The organism is Rufibacter hautae, from assembly GCF_008271695.1.
Lineage (GTDB): Bacteria > Bacteroidota > Bacteroidia > Cytophagales > Hymenobacteraceae > Nibribacter > Nibribacter hautae.
On record NZ_VKKY01000001.1, the window covers coordinates 1,016,572 to 1,041,718 of the forward strand.

Annotated in this window: 17 protein-coding genes; 4 read left to right on the forward strand and 13 right to left on the reverse strand. The window is 55.3% G+C overall.

The window, feature by feature from the left end; translation table 11 throughout:
- Nucleotides 1–91 precede the first annotated feature (91 nt).
- The 13 genes from FOA19_RS03875 to FOA19_RS03935 all read right to left on the reverse strand — a co-directional run bounded on the left by FOA19_RS03875 (nucleotide 92) and on the right by FOA19_RS03935 (nucleotide 16,105).
- Complete coding sequence (locus tag FOA19_RS03875; RefSeq protein WP_149089460.1) at nucleotides 92–565, reverse strand: hypothetical protein; 474 nt, start codon at nucleotides 563–565, stop codon at nucleotides 92–94.
- A 50-nt stretch (nucleotides 566–615) separates the two neighbouring features.
- Nucleotides 616–1,263 carry an MCP four helix bundle domain-containing protein gene (locus tag FOA19_RS03880; protein ID WP_190300274.1) on the reverse strand — a complete coding sequence of 216 codons (648 nt, stop codon included), beginning with the start codon at nucleotides 1,261–1,263 and terminating at the stop codon, nucleotides 616–618.
- A gap of 267 nt (nucleotides 1,264–1,530) precedes the next feature.
- Entirely contained in the window at nucleotides 1,531–2,274 is a 744-nt protein-coding gene (locus tag FOA19_RS03885; RefSeq protein WP_149089462.1) for an SDR family oxidoreductase, read from the reverse strand.
- Between the two features lie 258 nt (nucleotides 2,275–2,532).
- Complete coding sequence (locus tag FOA19_RS03890; protein ID WP_223808725.1) at nucleotides 2,533–5,955, reverse strand: amidohydrolase family protein; 3,423 nt, start codon at nucleotides 5,953–5,955, stop codon at nucleotides 2,533–2,535.
- Nucleotides 5,956–6,898: 943 nt separating this feature from the next.
- Nucleotides 6,899–7,864: a sugar phosphate isomerase/epimerase family protein gene (locus FOA19_RS03895; RefSeq protein WP_149089463.1), complete on the reverse strand. Its 966-nt coding sequence runs from the start codon at nucleotides 7,862–7,864 to the stop codon at nucleotides 6,899–6,901.
- 61 nt (nucleotides 7,865–7,925) lie between these two features.
- Entirely contained in the window at nucleotides 7,926–8,813 is an 888-nt protein-coding gene (locus FOA19_RS03900; RefSeq protein ID WP_149089464.1) for a hydroxypyruvate isomerase family protein, read from the reverse strand.
- A gap of 30 nt (nucleotides 8,814–8,843) precedes the next feature.
- Nucleotides 8,844–9,590: a 3-keto-disaccharide hydrolase gene (locus FOA19_RS03905; RefSeq protein ID WP_149089465.1), complete on the reverse strand. Its 747-nt coding sequence runs from the start codon at nucleotides 9,588–9,590 to the stop codon at nucleotides 8,844–8,846.
- 9 nt (nucleotides 9,591–9,599) lie between these two features.
- Complete coding sequence (locus tag FOA19_RS03910; RefSeq protein WP_190300275.1) at nucleotides 9,600–10,070, reverse strand: c-type cytochrome; 471 nt, start codon at nucleotides 10,068–10,070, stop codon at nucleotides 9,600–9,602.
- Nucleotides 10,071–10,358: 288 nt separating this feature from the next.
- Nucleotides 10,359–10,922 (reverse strand): gluconate 2-dehydrogenase subunit 3 family protein, encoded by a 564-nt coding sequence (locus tag FOA19_RS03915; protein ID WP_149089466.1) that lies wholly within the window; start codon nucleotides 10,920–10,922, stop codon nucleotides 10,359–10,361.
- Between the two features lie 113 nt (nucleotides 10,923–11,035).
- Nucleotides 11,036–12,502 carry a Gfo/Idh/MocA family protein gene (locus tag FOA19_RS03920; protein ID WP_149089467.1) on the reverse strand — a complete coding sequence of 489 codons (1,467 nt, stop codon included), beginning with the start codon at nucleotides 12,500–12,502 and terminating at the stop codon, nucleotides 11,036–11,038.
- Between the two features lie 19 nt (nucleotides 12,503–12,521).
- The gene (locus FOA19_RS03925) at nucleotides 12,522–14,201 is read right to left on the reverse strand and encodes a GMC oxidoreductase (RefSeq protein ID WP_149089468.1); all 1,680 of its coding nucleotides are present in this window, start codon (nucleotides 14,199–14,201) and stop codon (nucleotides 12,522–12,524) included.
- 500 nt (nucleotides 14,202–14,701) lie between these two features.
- Nucleotides 14,702–15,490 carry a TerC family protein gene (locus FOA19_RS03930; RefSeq protein WP_149089469.1) on the reverse strand — a complete coding sequence of 263 codons (789 nt, stop codon included), beginning with the start codon at nucleotides 15,488–15,490 and terminating at the stop codon, nucleotides 14,702–14,704.
- Nucleotides 15,491–15,613: 123 nt separating this feature from the next.
- Nucleotides 15,614–16,105 carry a YajQ family cyclic di-GMP-binding protein gene (locus tag FOA19_RS03935; protein ID WP_149089470.1) on the reverse strand — a complete coding sequence of 164 codons (492 nt, stop codon included), beginning with the start codon at nucleotides 16,103–16,105 and terminating at the stop codon, nucleotides 15,614–15,616.
- 110 nt (nucleotides 16,106–16,215) lie between these two features.
- On the opposite strand from FOA19_RS03935, the gene FOA19_RS03940 reads away from it, so the two are divergent.
- The 4 genes from FOA19_RS03940 to tamL all read left to right on the forward strand — a co-directional run bounded on the left by FOA19_RS03940 (nucleotide 16,216) and on the right by tamL (nucleotide 25,124).
- Entirely contained in the window at nucleotides 16,216–16,653 is a 438-nt protein-coding gene (locus FOA19_RS03940; protein WP_149089471.1) for a GNAT family N-acetyltransferase, read from the forward strand.
- An 85-nt stretch (nucleotides 16,654–16,738) separates the two neighbouring features.
- Nucleotides 16,739–17,287 carry a lipocalin family protein gene (locus tag FOA19_RS03945; protein ID WP_149089472.1) on the forward strand — a complete coding sequence of 183 codons (549 nt, stop codon included), beginning with the start codon at nucleotides 16,739–16,741 and terminating at the stop codon, nucleotides 17,285–17,287.
- Between the two features lie 493 nt (nucleotides 17,288–17,780).
- Nucleotides 17,781–22,775 (forward strand): translocation/assembly module TamB domain-containing protein, encoded by a 4,995-nt coding sequence (locus tag FOA19_RS03950; protein ID WP_190300276.1) that lies wholly within the window; start codon nucleotides 17,781–17,783, stop codon nucleotides 22,773–22,775.
- On the forward strand, nucleotides 22,776–25,124 hold the full coding sequence (gene tamL / locus FOA19_RS03955) for a translocation and assembly module lipoprotein TamL (protein ID WP_149089474.1): 2,349 nt from the start codon (nucleotides 22,776–22,778) through the stop codon (nucleotides 25,122–25,124).
- Nucleotides 25,125–25,147: the final 23 nt, after the last annotated feature.

Genomic DNA, 25,147 nt, shown 5'->3' on the forward strand with positions numbered 1-25,147 from the left:
CCGGCAAGTAGAAGTCAGATAGCTTTTTGCCCATAAAAACCGGCAGTAATTTAGCTGACTTCTTACAAGCTGCCTGTCTCTTAGCTGATGTTTATGGCTTTGGCAAGGGAGCTCCAACGGCAACGCTACAGTCATGGCCAGGTTGACCGTGCGGCGGGTTCATGCCTTGGGCGGTGACAACCGGAGGACCTACGGGAAGAACCGGCGCCGGAGGCAAGGTATTAGGTCTGGCTGCGGGAGTAGCGGTGGCCCCGGAAGCGGAAGCGGCAGTGTTACCCGGAGGCGAGTTCAAAGGAGCCCCTACCGGGATATCGCACCGGTGCCCGGGTTGGCCGTGGGCCGGGTTCATGCCGGCCGTCACTACCGGCTGCGGAGCAGAAACGGGTTGACTCACGGTTGCCGGCTGACCAGAAACCACTGGGGCAGAACTAGAGGAGGAAGTAGTAATCGGCAGGGAGGTGTTCTTCCCGGGCTCAGACGCAGAGGCGGCCTCTTTTTTACTATCGGTACAACCTGCTCCAAAGAGCAGCGAAGTGAGGACTAAAAGCTGAATCGTACTTTTCATTAGTAGAGTTTTGTTTTCAGAATAAAGGTAGGCCAAACGGAGCCCACATCTTAGTTCAACATAGGATTCTGCGGAAACTTAGAGAACTTTGATTTAGAGGCGAAGATCAGCACCTGAATCATGATCCCAATACTGATGACCAAGACAAACGCCAACTGGGTAAGAACCTCAGAGCCCGCCATCATCTGTTTGGTAGAATCATTCAACCGCTTGCCCTCGGCTACCTGTATGCGAGACAGGTGGTTCAGGTAGTTCGTGGCCAATTGGAATTTAGCGTCCAGCTTTTGCTTGGCTGGTTGCGCTGCCTCCCCTCCCACCTGTTGCAGATATTGGTTTTCCAGCGCCTGCAGCGCCTGGTGGTTCTGGTTGAAGGCCGCTAAGTACCGGGCCTCGGCATGGGTTAACTCCGTCTTGCCAAACTCCGTGAGGAGGGTGGCAATGGCCTTGTTGTTTTCCTGCAACCCAGACGCCAGCTTGCCGTCATTGCCGGCATAGAAGGAATTGTCCACCAACATTTTTTTCTGGTACAGGTGCCCCGACAATTGGTAGATGTAGCTTTCCACCAACAGTCTGTCTTCATAGACAGTGGCGAAGGAAGAGCCCAGTTTGGTGACCGTTTTGTTGTCCAGCGTATTCTTAGCCAGCACCAGCACCATCACTACTGCCAGCAGCAGCGCGGCTTTTGTTTTATGTTTCACGCTATATACCCATCTCATCTTTCCGGAAAGTAAGGAGTGAAAAAAACAGAAAGGGAAAGCACTTACAGAAAACAATCTCTTGCTAGCCGCAGAAGAAAGAACAAGGCTTCGCCCTGTCAGTAAGTTACGAAATTTAAACCACAAAACCGAGGCATTTCCCTCTCCAGAAGCCAACGTCTGAAATAGCCCAAAATTACTACAGAACCAGCGCCAAAGAACGTGTTTCGGGCTCATTTTCCGGAAAACAGGCCCGAAACACGTCTTGCCTTACGCCCAACGGGAGTTCATCTCCAGGAAGAAGGCATCGTTCTCTTTCCTAGAGGCGTTCCTTCTCACTTCAGAGGTCCCGAAGCCCACCTCCAGTTCCCCGTTGTCTATGCGCTGCATGACCGAATCTGCGAACTCATCCAGAGGCACCCCGAAGGTATGCAACCCGGTACCGCCCAAATCTGTGTTGACGGCAGGCGGCACAATCTCCACCACCTCTACATTGGACTTGGACAGCAGGTACCGCAAAGACATGGTAAAGGAATGCAGCGCGGCTTTGGTGGCACAGTACACCGGCGCGAACACGCCCGGCGTGAAGGCCAGTCCTGAGGTCACGTTCACGATGGCCGCGTGCGGCTGTTCTTTCAGATGGTTTACAAACAGGCTGCACAGGTGAATGGGCGCCTCCAGGTTAATGGCGATTTCCTGCTGCGTTTTGCTCCATTCTTCCTGCTCCGTGACCAGGTTCACCCGCCGCTGGATGCCCGCATTGTTCACCAGCACATTCAGGGTAGGGAACTCGGCGGTGGTCCATTCCAGCAGCGCGATCCGGTCGGCCTCGCGGGCTACGTCACAGACCAGGGTATGCAGTTCGGGGTACTTTTCTTTTGCCTCGTTGAGTTTATCTGAGCGACGGCCGCAGATGATGACGGTGCTGCCAGCCTTCAAAAAACGCTCGGCAAGGGCCAGTCCAATCCCAGAGGCGCCTCCGGTAATCAGCACTGTGTTTCCAGCTAGTTTCATCTTTTCTGTTTTGGGATAGGTGTACTTGTGTTTACTCACCGCCTGCAAAGGAGGTTCTACTTGCCTTTAAGATTTAACTGCAAAGAGGTTCCTTTGCTTCCTCCCGGATATCCATCTTTCTTCATTGGCCTGGTTGTTTTGATGGTGTTTTCACAAACTCGGCCCTAAAACAACTCCCGCGTTTCTGAGGTGTTCCTCCAAAAAGCAAAAGGCCTCCCCTGCATTGCAAGGGGGGCCTTTATTGAAGTATCAGAATAGTTATTCCTGAACGCCTGGTACGCCCAGTGGAAGGGCGCTGTGCCAGTCAAAGTCTGGAGCTTTCTTCTTGGTAGGAGCTAGTTCATCCAGGGTGTTGGCATCGTACAGACGACCGTTGCGCATCACATACTTGATGGTGTTGGTGTTCCGGATGTTTTCCAGCGGGTTTTGGTCCATGATGACCAGATCCGCCAGTTTACCGTTCTGGATGGAGCCTAAGTCACCGTCCAAGCCCAGGGATTTCGCACCCAAAATGGTGGCTACTTTCAAGGCATCCAGGTTCTTCATGCCCCCGGATTGGATAGACCAAAGTTCCCAGTGGTAACCCAAACCTTGCAACTGTCCGTGGGAGCCTACGCCCGCCAAACCGCCGTCTTTCACCAAACGGTTCACAAACTGCGCGTGCTTGTCAAAGATGTGCTCTTCTTTCATAAACCAACCAGCGCGGCGGCGAGACTTCTCATCTAGCTCCACTTTAGGGGTGAAGTAGTTCAGCTTTTTGTCGCCGGTGAGGTTCTCCGTGGCATAGTAGTAGTTCTCGGCCCAAGGTCCGCCGTAGGCTACCAACAGGGTGGGCGTGTACGCGATCTGCGACTTAGACACAAACTCCAGCACGTCTTTATACAGCGGATAGATAGGGTACGAGTGCTCGTGGCCCGGATAGCCGTCCAAAACTTCGGTCAGGTTCAGTTTGAAATCCAGACCGCCTTCGGTCGTTGGCATCAGGCCTTGCTCTTTGGCGGCCATGATGATCCACTGACGGTGCTGGCGGTTGCCCACCAGGTACATCTTGATGGTCTTGGTGTTGTAGTAGTCTGAGTACTGCTTCAGCACGCTCTTAGCGTGGTCTAAGCTCTTCAGGTTGTATGACCAGTACCCCACACCAGGGCCGGTGGAGTACACGCGCGGCCCGATCATCTTGCCGGTTTCCACCATGTCAGCGTAGGTCAACACGTCGGTAGTAGCAGTTTGTGGGTCGCGGGTGGTGGTCACGCCGTAGGCCAGGTTAGCTGCGTATATCCATACCTGGTTCGAGTGCACGCCCCAACGTGGCCACATGTGCGCGTGGGTGTCTATGAAACCTGGGGTAATGGTCTTGCCTTTCACATCCATCACGGTCGCGTTCTGCGGAACGGTCAGCGTACCGGAAGCGCCTACGGCCTTGATACGGTTGTCCTGGATCAGGATGTCGCCGTTCTCAATTACTTCATCGCCGTTCATGGTGATGATGCGGGCGCCTTTCAACAGGATGTTTCCGGTTGGGATGTCACGCGGCACAGTAATCGCGATTCTGGTTTCTACCGGCTTGTAGCCTTCAATCTTCACGGCTTCTTTCGCGCCGGTGCTGTCTTTCTTCACCTCAGTAGCTGGCTTAGCGTCTTTCTTCAACTCCTCGGCAGCTTCCAATTCGCGTTTCTTCGCGAAGGCCTGGTCCATGTTGTAGGCGAAGAAAGCATTTCCGATAGACCAATACACGCTCTTGCCATCAGCGGACCAGCTCGGGAATTGACCACCGATGTCAGTCAGTTTCCAGGACGGAAACTGCGAACTGGCGATGTCGGCTACGGAGATGGTTGGCGTTTCACCGCCCACGAACGGGATGGTGACCACGTAAATCTCGTTGTTGATCAAAGCCAAAGCTTTGTCGCCTTTAGGCGCTTTGATGATGGTAGTAGCGGTAGAAGCCTGTTGCTGCGGCTCGCGCTCGTTCAGGTGCTGGTTGTGGCTCATTTCCTCCTCCAGCATATCAGCGTACGACCCGAAGGTGGTGATGCCTTTCACTTTCACGTACGGCTTCTTGTCGGTGCCATCCCAACGAATAGAAATCAACCCGTCAGAAGAGCTGTACAGGTAAATGCGGTCATCGCCCTGCACGAAGTGCGGGTTCGCGCCCAGGTTGGCTTTGGTCACAAACGTGCTGGCACCACCTTTCGCGGAGATCCAGTTGATGGTCTGGCGCGAGTCAAACGCACCCGGCCCCGCCGATTCACGATACGTCTGCGCCGAGCCTTTCACGAACACAATCTTGTCTCCTTTTGGCGACCAAACCGGCTCCTGGAAAACAGAATTTTCTTGGCTCAACTTCACTGGTTTGGCTTTGCCGTTGGCAGCTACTTTGTAGATAGCGCCACCGGTTTTCTCGTGCCAGGTCACAAACACCAACTCCTTGCCGTCTGGCGACCAGGCGGGTTGTGCCTCGGTGAAATCATTCGTGGTCACGCGTTTTGGCGTGCCGTTCGGGTACTCCGTGATGTACAATCTGTCCAGCGCGGTGAAGGCCAGACGCTTGCCATCCGGTGACATGGCCGCATCGCGGATCTGGGTCACCTTCATGGTTTTGTCATCGCTGATCGGGTATTTGAACTCTAGTTTCGGACCGATGGCAATTTTGGTATTCACTTCAAACGGAATCTCTTTGGCCGCTCCGCCGCTTACCGGAATGCGGTAGATTTTTCCGCCGTAAGAGGCTACCAGTTCTTTGCTGTCTGGCGTGAACGACATGGCCGGCAACACCCCAAGCGGGGCGATGGATTCCTGCTCATCGCGCTGCACCGGATAGGCCAGCCACTTCTCGTCACCAGATTTCAGGTTCTGGATAATCAAACCGGTTTCGTTGTTGTGGCGGGTTCCGTAGACCAGCATGGTGCCGTCCGGCGACAAGGTAGGCGAGAACGCCGATCCGTAGCGTGAGGTGCGGGTATCGGTCTCACCGGTTTCGCGGTCCAAGGTGGCTAATTGGTACTGCGGCAATTGTGCGTTGTAGTTCCAGCCGCCCGTGCGGCGGGAGTACCAGATATAGCGGGGGTCTTTGCCGAAGGCCGGCTCCACGGTTTTCAGGGTCTCCGGCGTTTTGATCAGCTGGGTTCCGCCGCCACTGTCTTTGTGGTACAGGTGCAGTTTCAAATTCCGACGGCCCTGTGACACTACCAGGTATTCACCATCCGGCGTCCACTCGGCGGCTTGGAAGTTCTCGTTTTTGCTTTTGCTGATCTGGCGGGTTTTCTTCGTAAGCAGGTCCATGACCCACACGTTGTCGTTTCCGTCGCGGTCTGAGAGAAACACAATGGATTTGCCGTCCGGACTGAATCGCGGCTGTACGTCCAGAGCCATGCCTTCGGTCAGTTGCTCGGCTTTGCCACCCGCCATGGGTAGCAGGTATAAATCACCCAGCATGCTGAAGATGATCTGTCCGCCGGCCGGGTGCACGTCCAGCGCGAGCCAGGAGCCTTCCTTGGTGTTGATGTCAATGGTGCGGCCCGCCTCTAAGGGCAGGTCTTTCTTTTCTTCTTTTTTGGCGCCGTCTTTCTTTGCCGTAGTGGGTGCGTTCTGGGCCATAGAAGGCTCCACAAACAGGCCCAAGGTGCAAAGCAGCAACACGGGTTTCCTCCAGCCAGCGATGTGGTTGGTAAAAAACTGCTTCATAATAAAAGGGTTAGTGGTGTGATGGTTTGGGATTTGTGAAGATAAGGATTGTTTTGATAGGTTGTTGAGCTTTGAGCAGTTGACCAAGTGCTTGCGGTGTAGGGCGTATCAGCTTTTAAGGATGGCGAGGACGTTTTGAGGCTGTTTTGATGAAACTGGACGATAAACGATTTTCAAGTATATGGTCCCCTTTGAAGGGGGTAGGGGGCTGACTTCTTCTGCTGATCTTCCTTCTCTCCCTCTTTCCTGGTTCAAGTTTTCAACTTGGACCTACCATGGTCTGCAGTTTGCAACTGCAGTGAGGCGTTAGCCTCAAACTACTACAGCACGGATGTACTTTCCTGACTTTCTACTGCCTTTACTTTCTACTCCCTTCCTTACAACCTTTTAATTGCAGTCGCGGCCTGCGGGCGTTTGTCACTTTTCTCCTTGATGAGAAAAGTAACCAAAAGAATCAAGAAGAAAAGAAACTCGCTGACGCTCAAACAGTCTTTTCTTCAGTAAAGGTACCACCCCGCTGCCGTCCTCTGTTTCATAGCACACGTAAGCTACTGCCACTTTAACTGTCCTTCTGTGCGGCAGCCCGTGCCTCGGCCTCACTGTAGGCCTTCGCCCCGGCCCGCCGCAGGATACGGATGTTCTTGATGTCTGCTCGGGTTTTCTGATCATGTAGAGACAAGGCATGCCTTGTCTCCCACGGGTGCTCCGCACAGGGCAGGTGCTACCTGAAAGGGCACCCACAAGAGGTGCCCCTACATTATCCTAATCGTTCTCTCGGCAACCTCACCCGCCGTTGTTGGTGTTATCACCAACAACTAAAACTACGACTCGACTACCTTCTCCAACCCGGAAACAAAACTCGACAAAAGCCCTAGAAACGCATTTCGGGCCTGTTTTTGGTAAAACAGGCCCGAAACGGTGATGGCAAAATGGATGCAGCTGCTTACGCGAGCAAGGTGTTTTTCACGTAGTCGCGGCTTTGCTTGATGCTTTTGAAGGGGTCCATGCCGGCGGCGAAGTTTTCCTGCTCCACGAAGATGCGGTCCAGGCCGGAGGTCTGGGCTTGGGCGAAGATGGCTTTGTAGTCCATGGTGCCGCTCCCGATCTCGGTGTTGAGGTCAGGTGAGTTTTTGTCCATGTCTTTCACGTGCCACATCACAAAACGGCCTTTGTGCTGGTTGAACATGTCTACCGGTTTGTGGCCGGCTTTCTCCATCCAGAACAAATCGGCTTCGAAGCTTACCATCGCCGGATCGGTTTCCTTGAGCAGGATGTCATAGCCGGTGGTGTTACCGTATTGCTTGAATTCGAAATCGTGGTTGTGGTAGGCGAGCTTCAGGCCGGAGGCTTTGCAGAGCTCGGCGGCCTTGTTCACTTTCTCCGCGATGTTCTTGTAGGCATCGGCGCTGTTACGCAGCTCTTCGCCAAGGTAAGGCACCGTGATGTATTTGTGGCCCACAATGTTGCCGGCCTCAATGTAGCGCTTCACAATGTCGGTGTTGCCGTCTTTCATGTACTGGCCAAACTCATAGTGTCCGCTGGTAGAAACCAGGTTATTGGCTTGCAGCAGTTCTTTGAATGCGTTCGGCTGAAGGCCCCAGTAGCCTTTGTCTACCGAGTAGCCGTAGGTTTCCACATCATTGTACCCGGCCTGGGCCACTTTGCCAATCACGCCTTTCACATCATTGGGCAGAAGCTCGCGCAAGGTGTACAACTGAATTCCGATATCACTGATGCGGGCATTACCGGTGCCAGTGCCAGCAGTGCTGGTATCTGTGGAGGCATCGGCGGAGGCGTTATCGGTATTGGTGGGTTTTGAGGAATCGCAGGAAGTAAGCAGCGATGGCGCGAAGGCAACGCCCGCCGACAGCAAACCTAGCTTCTGCAAAAAAGATCTTCTGTTGTTCATTTCAGTTTGGTGCTTAGTAGAAGGTTGATTGGTTTAGAATATTCTTTTGAAGGCAGCCTCCTCAGACATCACAGATCTGGACGGCTTGCCGCAATGATTTCAATTTGTCTTTGGCCTGCGGAATGAATTCCTGCGCCACAAACCCTTTGAAACCCGTGTCTTTGATGGCCCGCATAATGGCCGGATAGTTGAGTTCCTGCGAATCGTCAATCTCGTGCCGACCAGGCACGCCGGCGGTGTGGTAGTGCGCAATGTACTGGTGGTTGTCCCGGATGGTCTGGATCACGTTGCCCTCGTCTACCTGCATGTGGTAGATGTCATAGAGCAGCTTGAAATTCTCAGAACCCAGGCGCTTGGCCAGTTCGGCGCCCCACGCGGTACGGTCGCACTGGTAGTCTTTGTGGTTCACTTTGCTGTTCAGGAGCTCCATCACCAGCACCACCTTGTGTTTCTCGGCCAGGGGCAGCAACTTTTTCAGACCTTCCACGGAGTTCTTCAAACCCGTTTCATCATCCAGGCCGTTGCGGTTCCCGCTGAAGCAGATGAGGTTGGTATAGCCGGCTTTGGCCACCAGCGGAATCATGTCTGAGTAGTTCTTCACCAGCGTGGCATGGTACTGCGGATGGTTGAACCCTTCGGTGAGGCTGATCTCGGCGCCGTTGCACATGGTGGAGATCAGGCCGTGTTTCTTCAGGGTCGGCCATTCTTTGGGGCCTATCAGGTCAATGCCTTTGAGGCCTATCTCCTTCGCAGCCACGCAGAGCTCCTCCACTGACAAATCATTGAAGCACCAGCGGCACACCGAGTGGTTGAGGTTTCCTTTCAAAGTGTAGGCAGCTTCGGTTTTAGGTTCATTTTGGCCAAAACAGGCCAAAGGCCCGGCCGCGGTAAGGGCCGCCGTCCCAGCCAGGATTCCCTTGATGGCCGATCTTCTGTTTTTCTCTGACATGGCGAATTGCTTCTGGTAAAGGTTTGGGCCTTATAGCCGCTTGATCATGATGTTCCGGAACCACACATCGTCGCCGTGGTCCTGAAGCGCGATCTTCCCGGATTTGAACGCCCCGAAACCGGCCATGTCTTTGAACTTGCTTCCGGCTACCATCTTTTTCCAGTTATCGTCCCAGAGTGTGGTGGTCACTACTTTGGTTCCGTTCTGGATGATCTGCAACTGGCCGTTGTTGCTGATGATCTCCACTTGGTTCCACTCGCCGGCGGGTTTAGACGTCTCCGGGCTACTGGCGATGAGGTCATACAAATCGCCGGCGCGGTGCTTGTGGATCTTGGCATCGGGGTGGCCGGCGTTGTCCAGCACCTGCACCTCGGGGCCGGTGCTCCAGGTGTTAGGGTACTTGGTGGGCTCATCCTGCACAAACAGAATGATGCCGCTGTTGCCGTTGGCCGCAATTTTCCAGTCCAGCTTAAGATGGAAGTTGCCGTAGCTTTCCGCCGTCACAATATCTCCGCCGTCACCCGCTTGCCACTCGTTTTTGTGGGCCGCGTCCAGGTGCAGGGTGCCGTTGTCCACTTTCCAGGCGTTGCCTACTTTGGCCTGCCCGTAGGTATGCCAGCCTTGGGTGGTTTTACCGTCAAAGAGTGGCTGCCAGGCGGCTTCAGCGGAAGAACCGCTTGTTTTCTCGTTTGCCGTCACAGAAGTCTGGGAGGTGGAAGATTGGCAGGCGCCCAATGCGCCTAAAACCAGAATGGGGAGAAGGTGGCGGAGGGTCATAGCGTGACGTTATTTTTTAAGCGACAGGATGTACTGGGCCATTTGCTTCGCATCTTCCTGGCTCAGGTTAGGGTGCGGGGTCATCGGGATCTCGCCCCAAACGCCCTTACCACCCTGAATGATTTTGTTGGCCAGGTACTCGGTGTCTTTGTCGTTGTTCTCGTATTTCTGGGCCACCGCCTCGTAGGCCGGACCTACCAGTTTCACGTCTATTTTATGGCAACCGGTACAGTCTGAGCTGGAGATCAGTTGGGCTCCTTTCTCGTGCACCTTTCCGCCGCCAGTGCCAGCGGCGCGGTTGGTTCCAATGTCCATGCTGGCCGTGTCTGCATCGGGCTGGCGGGTGGCCGCGCTCATAGAGGCCGAGGCGGCTGAGTCTGCGTCTGTGCTGGCGACGGCTCCTTCGTTGGTGGTGGAGGAATTGCTGTTACAGGCTGCCATAAATGCGCAGCAGCTCAGGAAGAAGAATACTTTTTTCATAGTAGGCAAGCGTAATTCTGTGGTTGTAAATTAAGTTATATAGATGCTTTGGTTAATTCCTTTGTTCATTCCCGGCCCCAATGATAGACCTTCGCCAACGTTGGTTTTCGTTGCTGCGGCAGAGCCGAGGTTCTGTTTTAGGCGTGTTTTTCCAAAATCAGCTTAAATATGGCGTTTTATCTGACAATTCCCGCTTTTGACCCAAAATCTAAAAATTGGACCAAAAGCGGGAAGCACCTGCCAGCCAAAAAACAACCCTCGGCTGGGCAAACAGTTTTTAATTAAGGCTTAGGTTGCCCAGGCTTTGTCGCCTTTTTTGTAGGGCATGCAGCCGTCATATCGCCCGGGTACCGGCAGGTAGCGCAGGGCTTGCGTGGCGCCCACCTCAGAGGTGAAGAAGCCCAGCAAGGTAAGCTCTTTCATCATCCGGAAGTAGTGGTTGGGCGCATCCTCTTTTTTGTTTTTCTGATGGGCTTTCTGGTCGTTGTCCAGTTGGGTCAGCAGTTGGGTGCGCTGCTGCGGCGTGGCCTCCAGAAACTTCTTATCGAACCTCTTCTTGCTTTCTTCATCTACTTGGGAGATGCCTTTCATGAAGATTTTCTGGTCTTCTGGGGTGTAGCAGTCCTGCACCATGGTGGCCATGAACATGCCAATCTTGGCCGCTTTGGCGCCGGGCGTGCTGGTAGCTGGCAAGATGGTCTCCCCTACTTCGTCCAGGAAAGTCACCTGGTCCTGGTCAAACAGCTTGTTCACCTTGGCGGCGCTGCTGGTGCAGGACACCAGGAACTCGGCCCCAATGAGGGTACCGCCCAGAATCCAGCCCACGGCGGCAATCGCTTCTCTTCTATTCATATGTATTTTTCTCTTCTATGAATTTCGTTCTGATCTTTCTGTTGCGGTTAGGTTTCTGGTTTTGGCCTTGTTTTACCAAATCAGGCCCGAAACCAGAACACCGTACCTTGAATTTACACACCCAGCGTCCAGCCGGCGCGGTAGTTGCGTTTCACAAACTGGTTCACCTCGTCAAAGTTGGTGACGCGCATGTTCTGGTTGTCCCAGAGCAGTTTCACGCCGCGGCCCGGATAGTCAAAGCCGTTGCCGGCCGCGTTGGGCCGCTGCACGTCTGTCCCCCTGATGGCGAGGTTGGCCATGAGCAGCGCCTCGGTGAGCGGACCGGCGATCTCAAACGGAGAACTTACCTCCATCTTGCCGTATCCGGCCAGGCAGGCTTCTACCCACTGGGCGTAATGGCCTTCGGCTCCGCCGGGTACCCGGGCCAGTTTCTGTTTCACTTTTACCTCGTTGGTGCGGGAAGTAGGCAGCAAACGAGGATCGGCGCCATAGGTGCTGCACATCATCTTGCCCTTGGTACCCACAAACAGCGTTCCGTTACCGCCATCGCCAAATACTTCATTCGCACCGAGTTCCTCAGGCCGCTCCGGTTGAATACCACCGTCCATCCAGTGGATGGTTACGGGCTTCTTGGTTTTTTTCGTTTTAGGGAACGTGAGGGTCACGTGGCTGGACGGCGGACAGCTCTCAGGGAAGTAGCCGCGCTTGAACTCGTCTACGTACACGCTGCCCACGCTGGCCTGCACATCGGTGGCGTAGGTCAAATCCAGCACCCTGAACGGCGCTTCCAGCAGGTGGCAGCCCATGTCGCCCAAGGCGCCGGTGCCGTAGTCCCACCAGCCGCGCCAGTTGAAAGGCACCAGTTTGTTCACGTATTCTTTGTAAGGGGCGGTGCCCAGCCATAGGTCCCAGTCCAGGCCCTGGGGCACATCGCCCTTGGTGGCGGGCCATTGGATGCCCTGCGGCCACACGGGCCGGTTGGTCCAGGAGTAGACGGTGTGCACCTTGCCAATGAGGCCGGCGTCATACCACTCCCGCATCTGGCGCACGCCATCGCCGGAGGCGCCCTGGTTGCCCATCTGGGTGACTACCTTGTAGCGCTTGGCGGCCTCGGTGAGCATGCGGGCTTCGTAGATGTCGTGGGTGAGCGGCTTCTGCACGTAGACGTGCTTGCCCAGCTGCATGGCGGCCATGGTGGTCACGGCGTGGTTATGGTCTGGCGTGGAGACGGAGACGGCGTCAAAGTTTTTGGCCTCCTTGTCAAACATCTCGCGCCAGTCTTTGTAGTACTTGGCTTTGGGGAACCGTTGCCGCGAGGTGGCGGCGCGGGTGTCGTCTACGTCGCAGAGAAACGTGATGTCGGCTTTGCCGCTGTCATAGAAACTCTTGATGTCGCTTTCGCCTTTCCCGCCCACGCCCACGGCGGCAATTCTTAACCTGTCGCTGGGCGCGGTGTAGCCTTTGCCGCCCAGCACGTAGCGGGGCACAATCATGAAGCCGGCTGCGGCCAGGGCACCGGTTTTCAGGAAATTGCGGCGGGTGCTGTCCTGAGGGGCAGACTTGTTTTCTTCTTCGGCCATGAGATTATCTATAGGGGGTTTAGAGGTTCATTTTCTTTAACTCGCTCACGGCGTGGTCTACCGCGCGGGCGGTCATGGCCATGTAGGTGAGCGATGGGTTCTGGCAACCTGCCGAGGTCATGGCCGCACCGTCTGTGACGTAGACGTTGGGCGCGTCCCACACCTGGTTGTACTGGTTCAGGACCGATGACTTAGGGTCGCGTCCCATGCGGGCGGTGCCCATCTCGTGGATTCCCTGCCCCATGGCGTAGCCGGCATCGTAGGTCTCCACGTTCTTGAGGCCCGCAATCTCCAGCATCTCCTTGGCGTCGTTGGCCATGTCTTTGCGCATTTTATGCTCGTTTTCCTTTATCTCGCAGGAAATGTTGAGCACGGGCAGACCCCACTTGTCTTTCTTGCTCTTGTCTAGGGTGACCATGTTCTCATGGTACGGCAGCGTCTCCCCGAAGGCGTTGATGCCCATGGTCCACTCGCCAGGCTCGCACATGGCGTCTTTGAGGTCGCCCCCGATGCCCATTTCCGCGATCTCGCGGCCCCAACCGGTGCGGCTGGCGCTGCCCTGGTACCCGAAGCCCCGGATGTAGTCGCGTTTGTCGCCGTTCACGTTCCGGAACCTGGGGATGTAGATGCCGTTCGGCCGGCGGCCGTAGTAGTATTTGTCTTCGTAGCCTTCCATGTCGCCTTTGGCACCGGCCCGGAAGTGGTGGTCCATGAGGTTGTGGCCCAACTGGCCGCTGCTGCTGCCCAGTCCGCCTTCCCACACATCCGTCGCCGAGTTCATGAGCACCCAGGTGGAGTTGAGCGTAGAGGCGTTCAGGAACACTACTTTGGCGAAGTACTCATAGGTTTGGTTTGTCTCGGCATCCAGCACCTCCACGCCCTTGGCTTTCTTGGTGTCTTTGTCATACAGGATCTTGGTCACGATGGAGTGCGGCCGCAGCGTGAGGTTACCCGTGGCCTCAGCCGCCGGCAACGTGGCCGACTGCGTGCTGAAGTACGCCCCAAACGGACAGCCCAGCCAGCATTTGCTGCGGTACTGGCAGTTGGTGCGGTTGTTATGCGCGGCAGTGAGGTTGGCCGTGCGGCCGATGATCATGTGCCGGTTTCCTTTGTAATGCGATTTGATGCGGGCAGCCACGTCTTTCTCCACGCAGTTCAGCTCCATGGGCGGCAGGAACTCGCCGTCTGGCAGGTGCGGAATGTTTTCCTTTGAACCGCTGATACCCGCAAACTTCTCCACGTAGCTGTACCACGGCGCCAGGTCTTTGTAGCGGATGGGCCAGTCCACGGCAATGCCGTCTTTGGCATTGGCTTCAAAATCCAGGTCTGATAAGCGGTAGCTCTGTCGGCCCCACATGAGGGAACGCCCCCCTACATGGTAGCCCCGGTACCAGTCAAAACGTTTGCTTTCCACGTAAGGGCTTTCCTTTTCATTTACCCAGTAGTCCAGGTTGGCCTCGTTAAGGGTGTAATCGCGTTTGAGAACCGGGTAGTTCTCTATCATTTCCTGGGTGCGGCCGCCGCGATGGGGCAGTTCCCAGGGGTTTGCATTTGCGTTGACGTAGTCTTTGACGTGCTCAATGTTGCGGCCCCGCTCCAGCATGATGGTTTTGAGGCCCTTTTCCGTCAGTTCCTTGGCAGCCCAGCCGCCAGATATTCCAGAACCTATGACAATGGCATCGTAATGATTATCGGCCATAAAAGAAGATGGTTAGCTTAGTTGTTAGTTGGGTTTTGGGTGGTGCTCTTGCTGTTGAAAAAATAGGGTAATGATAACTTGAAAGACCTTACCCCGCCCCTTGTTATAAGAGTAATAACAAAATGGCTTTTTAATAATAAAATTTAAAAACAGCAAAAGCAAGCGCACCCCGCTAACCAACCCCAAAAAACCAAAAATTCTCTTGATACTGGTAAGATATTAGCAGCGGACGTGCTAAAAGGATTTACCTGAGGAATACTCCTTTAAGTCTTCTTTGGCTAAAACAGGCTTAAAACGAGGACCCGCGCATCGGATTTGTCCATGGAAAGATGGGGCTACTCAGCCTATAAAAATTGCGAGAACCGTTTCAGACCTTATTTTCAGAAAAGGGCTTAAAAGGAGGCGAAGGCCCGGACCGACTTTACCGATAGCCCTGAAAGCAGAAGCGGGAATCCGATGACCGGGTTCCCGCTTCTGCTTTGCTTTTCTGGAAAGACCTATCAGCGTCCTTGCACGGTGATGTCTTCGGTTTTGATCTCGCTCTGGCGCAACTGCACCGGGTCGGTTTTCTTGCGGAGCTTCATGTTCAGCATCTCCACCAGCAGCGAGAAGAACATGGCGAAGTAGATGTAGCCTTTCGGGATGTGGGCATGCAGGGCCTCTACCACCAGCATCACCCCAATCATGATCAGGAAGGACAGGGCCAGCATCTTCACGGTAGGGTGCGTGTTCACGAAATCGCTCACGTACTTAGCGAAGGCCAGCATGATGCCCATGGAGATGATCACGGCAATGATCATCACAATCACGTGGTCCACCAGGCCCACGGCGGTCAGGATAGAATCAAAGGAGAACACAATGTCCACCATCACAATCTGCACCAATATCTTACCCATGGTAGCGGTACCGCCCGCAGTGCCATGCTCCTCTTCTTCGCCTTCCAACTTGTTGTGGATCTCGGTGGTACTCTTGGCCAGCAGGAACAAGCCCCCGCCAAAGAGAATAATATCGCGCCAAGAAACAGCAAACGGCTCATCCATCCAGGGCAGGTTCCAGGAAAAGAGCGGTTGGTTCGCGTTCACGATGTAGCTGATGAAAGACAGCAGGATGATGCGGAAAACCAGCGCCAGCATCAACCCGATGGTGCGCCCGCGGGCCTGCTGCGCTTTGGGCAGCCTTGCCACCACAATGGAGATGAACACAATATTATCAATTCCCAACACCACCTCCATGAAGGTAAGCGTGAGCAAGCTGAGCCAGACATCTGGACTGGAGAATACGTCAAACATAGTTTTATTTTAGATCAGGTAGTGCGTAAAAAGGCAAGATAAGGGTTTAAACGCAACCCGCTGGGCTGAGTTAACCCCTAAAACGTAGGGCGGTCTACTTCAAGTAGAACTACGTAGGTCTCTTTACGATTTCATGTTCACAAACTGCAGCGGAATTCCCAACTCGGCACGGCGCAGCATGCCAATCACTTCCTGCAGGTCGTCAATCTTTTTGGCGGTCACGCGCACCTGGTCGTCCATGATGGCGGGGGTCACTTTCAGCTTGCTGTCTTTGATGAGCTTCACAATCTTTTTGCCGTCCTCTTTGTCAAGACCGGCCCGCACCTTCACGTCTTTCTTGATCATGGGCCCGCTGGGCGATGCCTCGTTGCTGAAGTCCAGGGCGGTGGAGTCTATCTGCTGCTTTACAATCTTGCTCAGGATAATGTCTTCAATCTGGCGCAGGCGCATGTCATTCTCGGTGACAATGTGCACCAGGTTGGTTTTCTTGTCCAGCTCCACGCTGCCTTTGGTGTCTTTGAAGTCATAGCGGGTCTGGATTTCTTTTTTAACGGTATTGATGGCGTTGTCCAGGGTCTGCGGATCAACTTTGCTCACGATATCAAATGAAGGCATGGTCGTTGTGTTAATTAAAATGACAGGTATTTATACGGTTTTTTATCACGAAGCCGAACAAAGTTACTAGTTTAGCGAAATTTTACGGAAAAGAGCTTAAAAACGCAGTCATGCAAATTATTCAGCCCTCTACCTTTCACGAGTTTGAGCAGTATTACCGGTTACGCTACGAAATGTTACGCAAACCTTGGCATCAGCCCGTTGGCAGCGAACGCGCCGAGGACGATGACCAGGCCACGCATTTGATTGCCCTGGACGAGAACACCGGCGAGATCATGGGCGGTTGCCGCGTGCACATGGAAACCGACACCGAGGCCCAGCTTAGGTTCCTGTCTGTGGCCCCCAAATACCAGAACAAACAAGTAGGCCGCCGTTTGCTGCAGGCCGTGGAGGAAGAATCACGCAAATTGGGCGCCAAGGAACTCATTGTGCAGGCCCGCGAGTACGCCAAAAACTTTTACAAGCGCAACGGGTTTACGGAAGAGTACCCCACTCACCTGCTCTTCGGCGAGGTGCAACACTACCAGATGCGCAAGCCCCTTTACTAACAGCGCCGGGTAAAGGCATTGCTCCGCTTGCCCTCTGCCGTTTGCAGACGTATAGGAGCGGGAGCAATCTTTTATCTGCCCTGTCATGAAAAAATCCCTTGTCTTTGCCGGAGTTGGCGTTGGTTTGCTGGCCATAGGTGCGTTGTACCTGGCCCTCAAACCCAAACCCGCCCCTTTGCCCACTGTCGCTTCCGTGGACCTGCAGCGCTATGCCGGTAAATGGTACGAGATTGCCGCTTTCCCCAACCGTTTTGAGAAGGGCTGCCACTGCACCACCGCCGTGTACACGCCCAAAGAAGGCTACGTGGAAGTGAACAACACCTGCCGCAAAGGCAGCGCGAACGGCAAAGACGACGGCGCCCTGGGCAAAGCCTTCCCGGTGGAGGGCAGCAACAACGCCAAGCTGCGGGTGCAGTTCTTCTGGCCCTTCAGGGGCGATTACTGGATCCTGAGCCTGGCAGATGACTACTCCCACGTTCTGGTAGGCTCCCCAGACCGCAAGTACCTCTGGATCCTGGCCCGCTCCCGCCAGCTAGACCCAGCCACCTACCGCCAACTGGCACAGAAGGCCCAAAGTCTGGGGTTTGACACCAGAAAACTGCGCCTGGCAGACCAAAGCTGCCCAGACCGGTAACCCACTTCCTTTTTCCATAGGCTGCGTCTCCCCTATTTCAGGTCTGATTTCACCAAAACGGACCTGAAACAGAATGGCATTCTATCAGCAGTCCTGAACTGCTAAACCATAGAAATCCAGAAAATCCAAGGGAATTAAGCGCCTGTTGAAGTTACCTCACCCAATCTAAACGTAAGGTGCTGGCGCTTTGCACAAACGAAACAGGCCCCTGCCTTTAAACGCACACTTCCTCTAGCGGCGGAGATTTTGCAGGGAGAAAACATAGCTTATCCGGAAGGAAAGGAGCCACCTGTTTACCAGTACGTTAGCAGGATGCTCCTTTTAGACTTATTTTTCTGAAAACGCCCTGAAAACGGGCTTAAACTGCTTCTTTAACAGGACAATATGTAACCACAGCTATATAACTGGAGTACAAGTAGCATCTCCCAAAACTGCTACTGTATTTATTTTGTCTACGCATACTGTCAAGAAATATACGCTTAAGACCCTTGCCGTGCTCCTCTGGATCATTGGCGGGTTGTTGGTGCTGGTGGTGCTCCTGTTGGTGGCCCTCCAAATACCAAAGGTGCAGGACTTTGCCGCCAGCAAGGCAGAGAACTACCTGCAGAATAAGATCGGCACGGAGGTACGCATCGGCAAGTTCCGCAGCGATTTCCGGAAAGATATCCTGCTGGAAGACGTGTACCTGGAAGACCAGAAAGGCGACACGCTCTGGTACTCGCAGCGGTTGGCCGCCAACCTGGACATCCTGGGCATCCTGAAATCCAAAGTGGCGCTCAAGTCACTGGAACTGGAGAACGCCACCGCCCACATCTACCGCACCCTGCCTGACAGCGTCTCCAACTTTGACTACATCCTGGAAGCTTTCGCCACGCCCACTGATACTACCGTTCAGGACACCACCAGTGCCGGCTTCACCTATGACATAGGCACCATCAACTTCAAGAACATCTTTCTCACCTACCGTGACGAGGTGAACGGCCAGAACGTGCGCACCCGCGTGGGCAACCTCAACGTGGAGATGGACGAGCTGGACCTCACGAAGGAAATCTACCGCATCGGCGACATCACGCTGCAAGACACCTATGTAGACATGGTGCAGACCAAGGTTCCGCCCGAGGGCGAGTCTGAGCCGTTGACCATGCAGTTCGGGCTCAAGACGGTGGCCTTGGACCGCGTGAAACTCAAGTACCGCAACGGCGTGGCCAAACAGTACATAGACGTGAACCTGGGTCAGGCCCGCATGGCTTCCGATAAAATCGACCTCATCAACTCGCGCATTGACCTGAGCAACCTGGAGCTTCACAACAGTACCCTGGCGTACGCGCAGAACGCCGAGATGCCCGCCGAGTACCGCGTGGTAAATCCGGCGGAGGCATTGGAAGCTGTAGAGGAAGCCGTTTCCAAAACCACCGGTGAGCCCGTGAACTGGGTCTTCACCCTGGACAAACTGAACGTGACCGAGGTAGACGCCGCCTTTGACAACTACGATGCGCCCAAGCAGGCCCGCGGCATGGACTACAACCACCTCATGGCCCGCAACCTGAACCTGCAACTGAACGATCTGTACTACAGCACCAACCGCACCACCGCCCAATTGGAGCAACTCACGTTCCAGGAGAAAAGCGGGTTTGAGGTAAAGCAATTCACGGCCGGCATCCTGTTTGACTCGGTTCAGACCGAGTTATCAAATTTGGAACTGGAAACGGGCCACAGCCGCATCGCGCGCCGCCTCAAAGTAGGCTATCCTTCCTTAGAGACGGCCGCCGATGACCTGAGCAAACTAACCCTTTCCGCTGATCTGCAGAACACCTACATCGGGTTCCGGGACATTGCCTTGCTGCAACCTGCGCTGGTGAATCAGCCGCCGTTGGCCGGCAATCTGGGCCAAACCGTGCGCCTGAGCGGCCTGGTGAACGGCCGTATGGACAACCTGCTGCTAAGCAACGTGCGCGTGAGCGGCTGGCGCAACACAGACCTGGCATTGAGCGGGCGCATCAGGGGACTGCCTAACCCAGACAACCTGGCGGCCAATATCCAGATCAACCGTTTCCATACCACCGCCGCCGATGTGGAGTCCCTGCTGCCGGCAGGCACCTTGCCGGCCAACATCACGCTGCCGCCCTCCATGGACGTGGCCGGTTCCTTCAGCGGAAACATGAACGCCTTTGATGTGAACGCTACGGTGCGTACCACCTTCGGGAACGCCATCGCCAACATTGACATGACCCCGGGCCGCTCCAAAGGACAGGAGCGCATCAAAGGCAACGTGCGCCTCATGCGCTTTGACCTGGGCCGCCTGATGAACGATAAAACCTTGGGCAGAGCCTCCTTGGTAGCCAACATCAACGGTACCGGCATCACGCCGGAGACCATGGTAGCCAAGATTGACGGCACTGTGCAGAGTTTTGAGTACGGCGGGTATAACTACCGGGCCATTGGGTTCAACGTAGACGCCAACCGCAACAGCTACGCCATCAAAGCCAACAGCACCCAGGACCAGAACTTAGATTTTGCCCTGAACGGCACCGTGAACCTGCGCGGCGCCCAGCCGGTTGTGGCCATGAACGCCAACCTGCGGGCCATAGACTTCCAGGCGCTGAAACTCTACCCAGAAGACCTGCGCCTGCGCGGCGACATCATCGCCAATCTGCGCGGCGGCGATGCCAACAGCCTCAACGGTTCTATCATCGCCCGCAACACCGCTCTTACCAGCAACAACCGTCCGCTGCAGTTCGATTCGCTGGCCGTTTACCTGGTGCAGAAACCCAACCAAACCGATGTGCGGGTGCTCTCTGACGTCATCACGGCCAACCTGAACGGGAACATCGGGTTGGGAGACATCGGGCCTGAGTTGATGAACCACATCAGCCGCTACTATGACCTGGGCAACGGCGGTTACAAACCCAGTGCCCGGACCCGGCAGTTTGCCTTCAACATGGCGCTGCACAAACCGCGTGTGTTCCAGGCCTTTGTGCCCGGGCTTACCCGCCTGAGCCTGGATACGCTGTATGGGAACTACAACAGCCAGACCGCCAACCTGCAGATGGTGGCCAGTGTGCCCCGCGTACGGTACACCGGCATGCGCTTAGACTCTATTTCCCTGAATGTATCGTCAGACCCCAAGCAGTTGAATTACAACGTACGGGCCGAGCGCATCCGACAAGACACTACGTTTAGGGTGAACAACATTGTGCTGGGCGGAAATGTCCAAAACAACACGGTAGCGGCGCGCGCGGCCAACCAAAGTGAAGCCGGCGAAGAGGAATCAGCCATTGGCGTTCTGCTGCGGCAAATCACCAACGGGTTTGAAGTGAACATCGCCCCAGACTTGATCATCAACCGCGATGCCTGGGCCGTAGGACCTAACAACTTTGTGCGGTACTATACCAACAACGGGGCCGTGGTGGCCAATAACCTGCGCCTCTCCAATGGCCCCATGGCCATTGCCCTGCAAAGCCAGAACCCCACCGCCCAGAACTCCCCGCTTAACGTCAACCTCACCGATGTGGACTTAGGCTACCTGGCCCGCGCCATTCTGCAGGAAGACAGTCTGGTGGCCGGCACCCTGAACGGAAAGGCCACTGTGAATGACATCTCGGGCAACATGAGCTTTACCGCAGACATGGCCCTCACCGGTTTAGAGTACGAGACGTTCCCGGTGGGTGACCTTACCCTCCAGGCCAGCAACCCTACCGCCAACCGCTACAACATGACGGCCCGCCTTTCGGGTTACGGCAACAACGTGACCCTTGCCGGCTATTACCTGACTACCGAAGGCAAACCGATGTCCTTTGACCTGAACTTGGGTCAACTGAACCTGGCTAGCCTCCAGCCCTTCACCCAGGGCATGGTCAAAAACCTGGGCGGCAACTTAGGGGGCCAGGTGGCCATCAGAGGCACCATAGAAACCCCCAGCGTGGTGGGCGACCTGCAGTTCCGCGACGCGACCTTTAACCTGGCCATGCTCAATTCCACCTTCCGGGTACCGGATGAGCGCCTGAGCGTTACCAGCACAGGCATCAGGTTCGATGATTTTGTGATGCTGGATTCTCTGAACAACCGTGCCACCGTGAACGGAGCTATCCTTACCTCCAACTTCGTGGATTACCGCTTTGACCTGCGGGCCACCACCGAGGACTTCATGGTCATGAACAGCACCGCCGCGGACAACGAACTGTATTACGGCCGCGTGTTCCTGGACAGCGATACCCGCATCACCGGAGACCTGAACGTGCCGGTCATCAACACCACCGTGACGGTAGCGCCTAACTCCAACCTGACGTATGTGATGCCGCAGGAAGAAGCGGGCGTGAACCGCGAGGGCATTGTGGTCTTTGTGGACGCAGACAGCACCCGCAACCGCCGCATCAACCGGCAGAAGCAGATTGACACCGTAGAGGCCGAAATCCAGGGCATTGAAATGGACATGACCCTGAACCTCACCGATGAAACCCCTATCACTGTGATCGTGGACCCAGAGGCGGGCGACAACCTCGTCATCAAAGGCGAAGCGAACCTGCGGGTAGGCTATGATGTCACCGAGAACATCACCCTCACTGGCCGCTACGACGTGACCGAGGGGCGCTACGCCATGAGCCTGTATGAACTAGTGAGCCGTGAGTTTGAGATAGATCCTGCCAGCTACATTGTCTGGACCGGTGACATGCTGGAGGCCGATGCCAATATCACGGCCATTTACAACGTAGACGCGGCCCCGCTGGAACTCATCCAGAGCCAGACCGCTGGCGTTGACGCCGGAACCGCACCGGGTGTCTATCGGAATAAAATGCCGTTTGACGTACGCCTGAACATGAAAGGCGAGATCATGCGCCCTGCCATCTCTTTCAACATTGAGTTGGATCAGAAAGCCAAAGGCGATGTGGAGGAGGTACGTGCCCGTCTGGAACAGTTAAGCCAACCTACGCAGGAATCTGAGCGCACCAAACAGGTCTTCTCTCTGCTGGTGCTGGGCCGGTTCATGGCCCAGGATCCGTTGGCTTCCTCCGGCGGAGGCGGCATCAACAGTGCCCTGCGCGGCAGCGCGAGTAAGGTACTCTCTGACCAGCTCAATAACCTGACTGGCCAGTACCTGGGCGGCCTGGGAATTGAACTGGGTCTGAACTCCTATGATGATTACTCCTCCGGTGATGCCCAGAGCCGCACAGACCTGAACGTGGCCATGCAACGCCAGCTCCTCAATGACCGCCTGACCGTGAGTTTCGGGACGGACATTCCGTTGGGTGGCGGCAATGACCAGGGCAATTCCGGCAACGCAAACAACAGCGGCAGCAATGCCTTTGCGGGAGACGTATCGGTGGAGTACTCCGTAACCAAAGACGGACGGCTGCGGCTGCGGGCTTTCCGGAACAACTCCTATGAAGGCTTCCTGGACGGGCAGTTGCAACGGACGGGGGTTTCCCTGCTGTTCGTGCGCGAATATGACAGCCTCGCAGACCTCTTTAGAAATACTGGCAAAGCAAAATAAATGATATCGCCTTCTAGACACGTGACCTTCTCTACCTTCTCCTTTTTCAGGAGCCTTTCCTTGCTGTTTCTCCTGGCTTTGCTCGCAGGCTGCAGCAGCACCAAAAGCGTTCCGCAGGGAGACTACCTTTACATTGGCGGCGACATCAAGGTATCTTCTCCCTATCCTGAGACCGACACGAAAGCCCTGGAACCGGAACTGACCGCTGCCATCCGGCCCCAGCCCAATACCTCTTTTCTGGGCATGCGGCCCAAGCTCTGGATCTATAACGCCATGGGCGGAGAACGCAAACGGAAAGGCATTGCCAACTGGATCAAAACCCGCTTGGGAGAGCCGCCCGTGCTGCTGAGCGAAGCGCATCCAGACCGCGTGCAAGGGGCCATGATCAACCGCTTGTACAACAACGGGTATTTCTCCCCCACCCTGGAGCACACCGTAGACAGCACCACCAAGCGCAAAATGGCCAAAGTGCATTACGCCGCCACGGTGGGCAAGCAGTACACCATTCAGCAGATTCAGTTTCCGCAGGGGAACGACAGCGTTTCCATTGCTATCAGGGAAACGGAGCCCCAAAGCCTGCTGAAGGTGAACGACCCGTACAACCTGGAGAAACTCATTGCCGAGCGCCTGCGGGTGAACGAGATCCTGAAAGAGAAGGGCTTCTTCTTTTTTGACGAGAGCTATCTGATCTACCACGTAGACAGCACCCAGAACAACAAGGTCAACGTCTATGTGCGCTTAAAAGACACGGCTCCTGCCAAGGCCCTGATCCCGTACCGCTACAAGCAGGTGAGTATTTACACCGACTTTTCTTTGGGTGACTCCATTGGCGACAGCGAAGCACCGGTACAGTTCAGAGACTACAAGTACTACCCAGACGAGGAAACCTTCAAGGCCAAAACCATCCTGAATGCGGTCTTCGTGGAAAACGGTGACTTGTACAGCCGCAAACGCCACCTGCAGACGGTGAACCGCCTTATGGACTTGGGAACGTTCAAGTTTGCCGAGGTACGGTTCACGCCCCAAGACTCCATCGGGTTAGACGGGCGCCTCAATGCGGACATCCTCCTGACCCAAGCCAAAAAGAAATCCGTTCGCGCTGAGGTCCAGACGGTGCAGAAATCCAACGGGTACGCGGGGCCGGGGATCACGGTCAGTTTCCGGAACCGGAATGCCTTGCGCGGCGCCGAGTTGCTGCTCATTAACCTGGTGGGTTCTTTTGAGTCGCAGATCAGCGGGGACAGTGCCCGCTCGGGCCTCACGTCTATGGAGGTAGGTGCCGATGCCGAGATGCACGTACCCCGCATCATCTCGCCGTTCAACATCCGGATCGCCAGCAGTATGTACCAGCCCAGAACGCGGTTTTCACTGGGCTTCCGGTTCATCAACCGGCAGGAATTCTTCCAGCAGAACTCCTTCAACTTTGAGTACGGCTACTCCTGGCGGCAGTACGCCACCACGGAGCTCCAGATAAACCCGGTGCAGGTTCAGTACTCGCGGCTGCTGAACCCTACCCCGGCCTTTCAGGAGGAGCTGGCGATACGGCCTTTCCTAGCGCGGGCTTTTGACCAACAGCTCATCATTGGCGGTAATTACCGGTTGGTGTACAATACGCTGGGCATTGAAGGGCGAAGTCATCAGTTTTATATCAGCCCGGGGCTAGATTTCTCGGGTGGTTTGTGGGGGCTCTTTTACCGCGTCAAAAACGGCCAACCCGCCAATCCGGAGTTTCCTAATACCTTCCGGGGGCAGGCGCTCTCGCAGTACGCCAAATTTGACCTGGAAACCCGCTATTACTTCAACATCACCGATAAACTGGTGCTGGCCACCCGCTTTCTGGGCGGTTACGGTTTGCCATACGGTAACTCCAATGTGCTTCCGTACATCAAGCAGTACGGAATTGGCGGCCCCAACAGCATTCGGGCATTCCCGGCTCGCAGTCTGGGCCCGGGGATTTACAACCCCAGGGCTTTGCAGGAGCCCGGCAATGAAGTCTCCCAAAGCTTCTCCTATTTTGACCAGACCGGCGACATCCGGTTGGAGGGAAACGCCGAGTTCCGCTTCCCGCTGATGGACCCGTACCTGAAAGGCGCCCTCTTTGTGGATGCCGGTAATATCTGGCTCGTGAACGAAGACCCTACCAGACCAGGCGGTAAGTTCAGCGGCGATTTCATAAGTCAACTGGCCGTGGGAGCCGGGGCTGGCCTCCGGATAGACGTGCAGTTCTTCGTGATAAGGGTAGATTTAGCCTATCCGCTCCGCGACCCAACGTACCCCAACGGCGGCAGGCCTAAATCCGGTCTCTTCGGGACGGGGGTGCTGAACCTAGCCATCGGATATCCTTTCTAGGAAAACCTACTTAAAAGAAACTC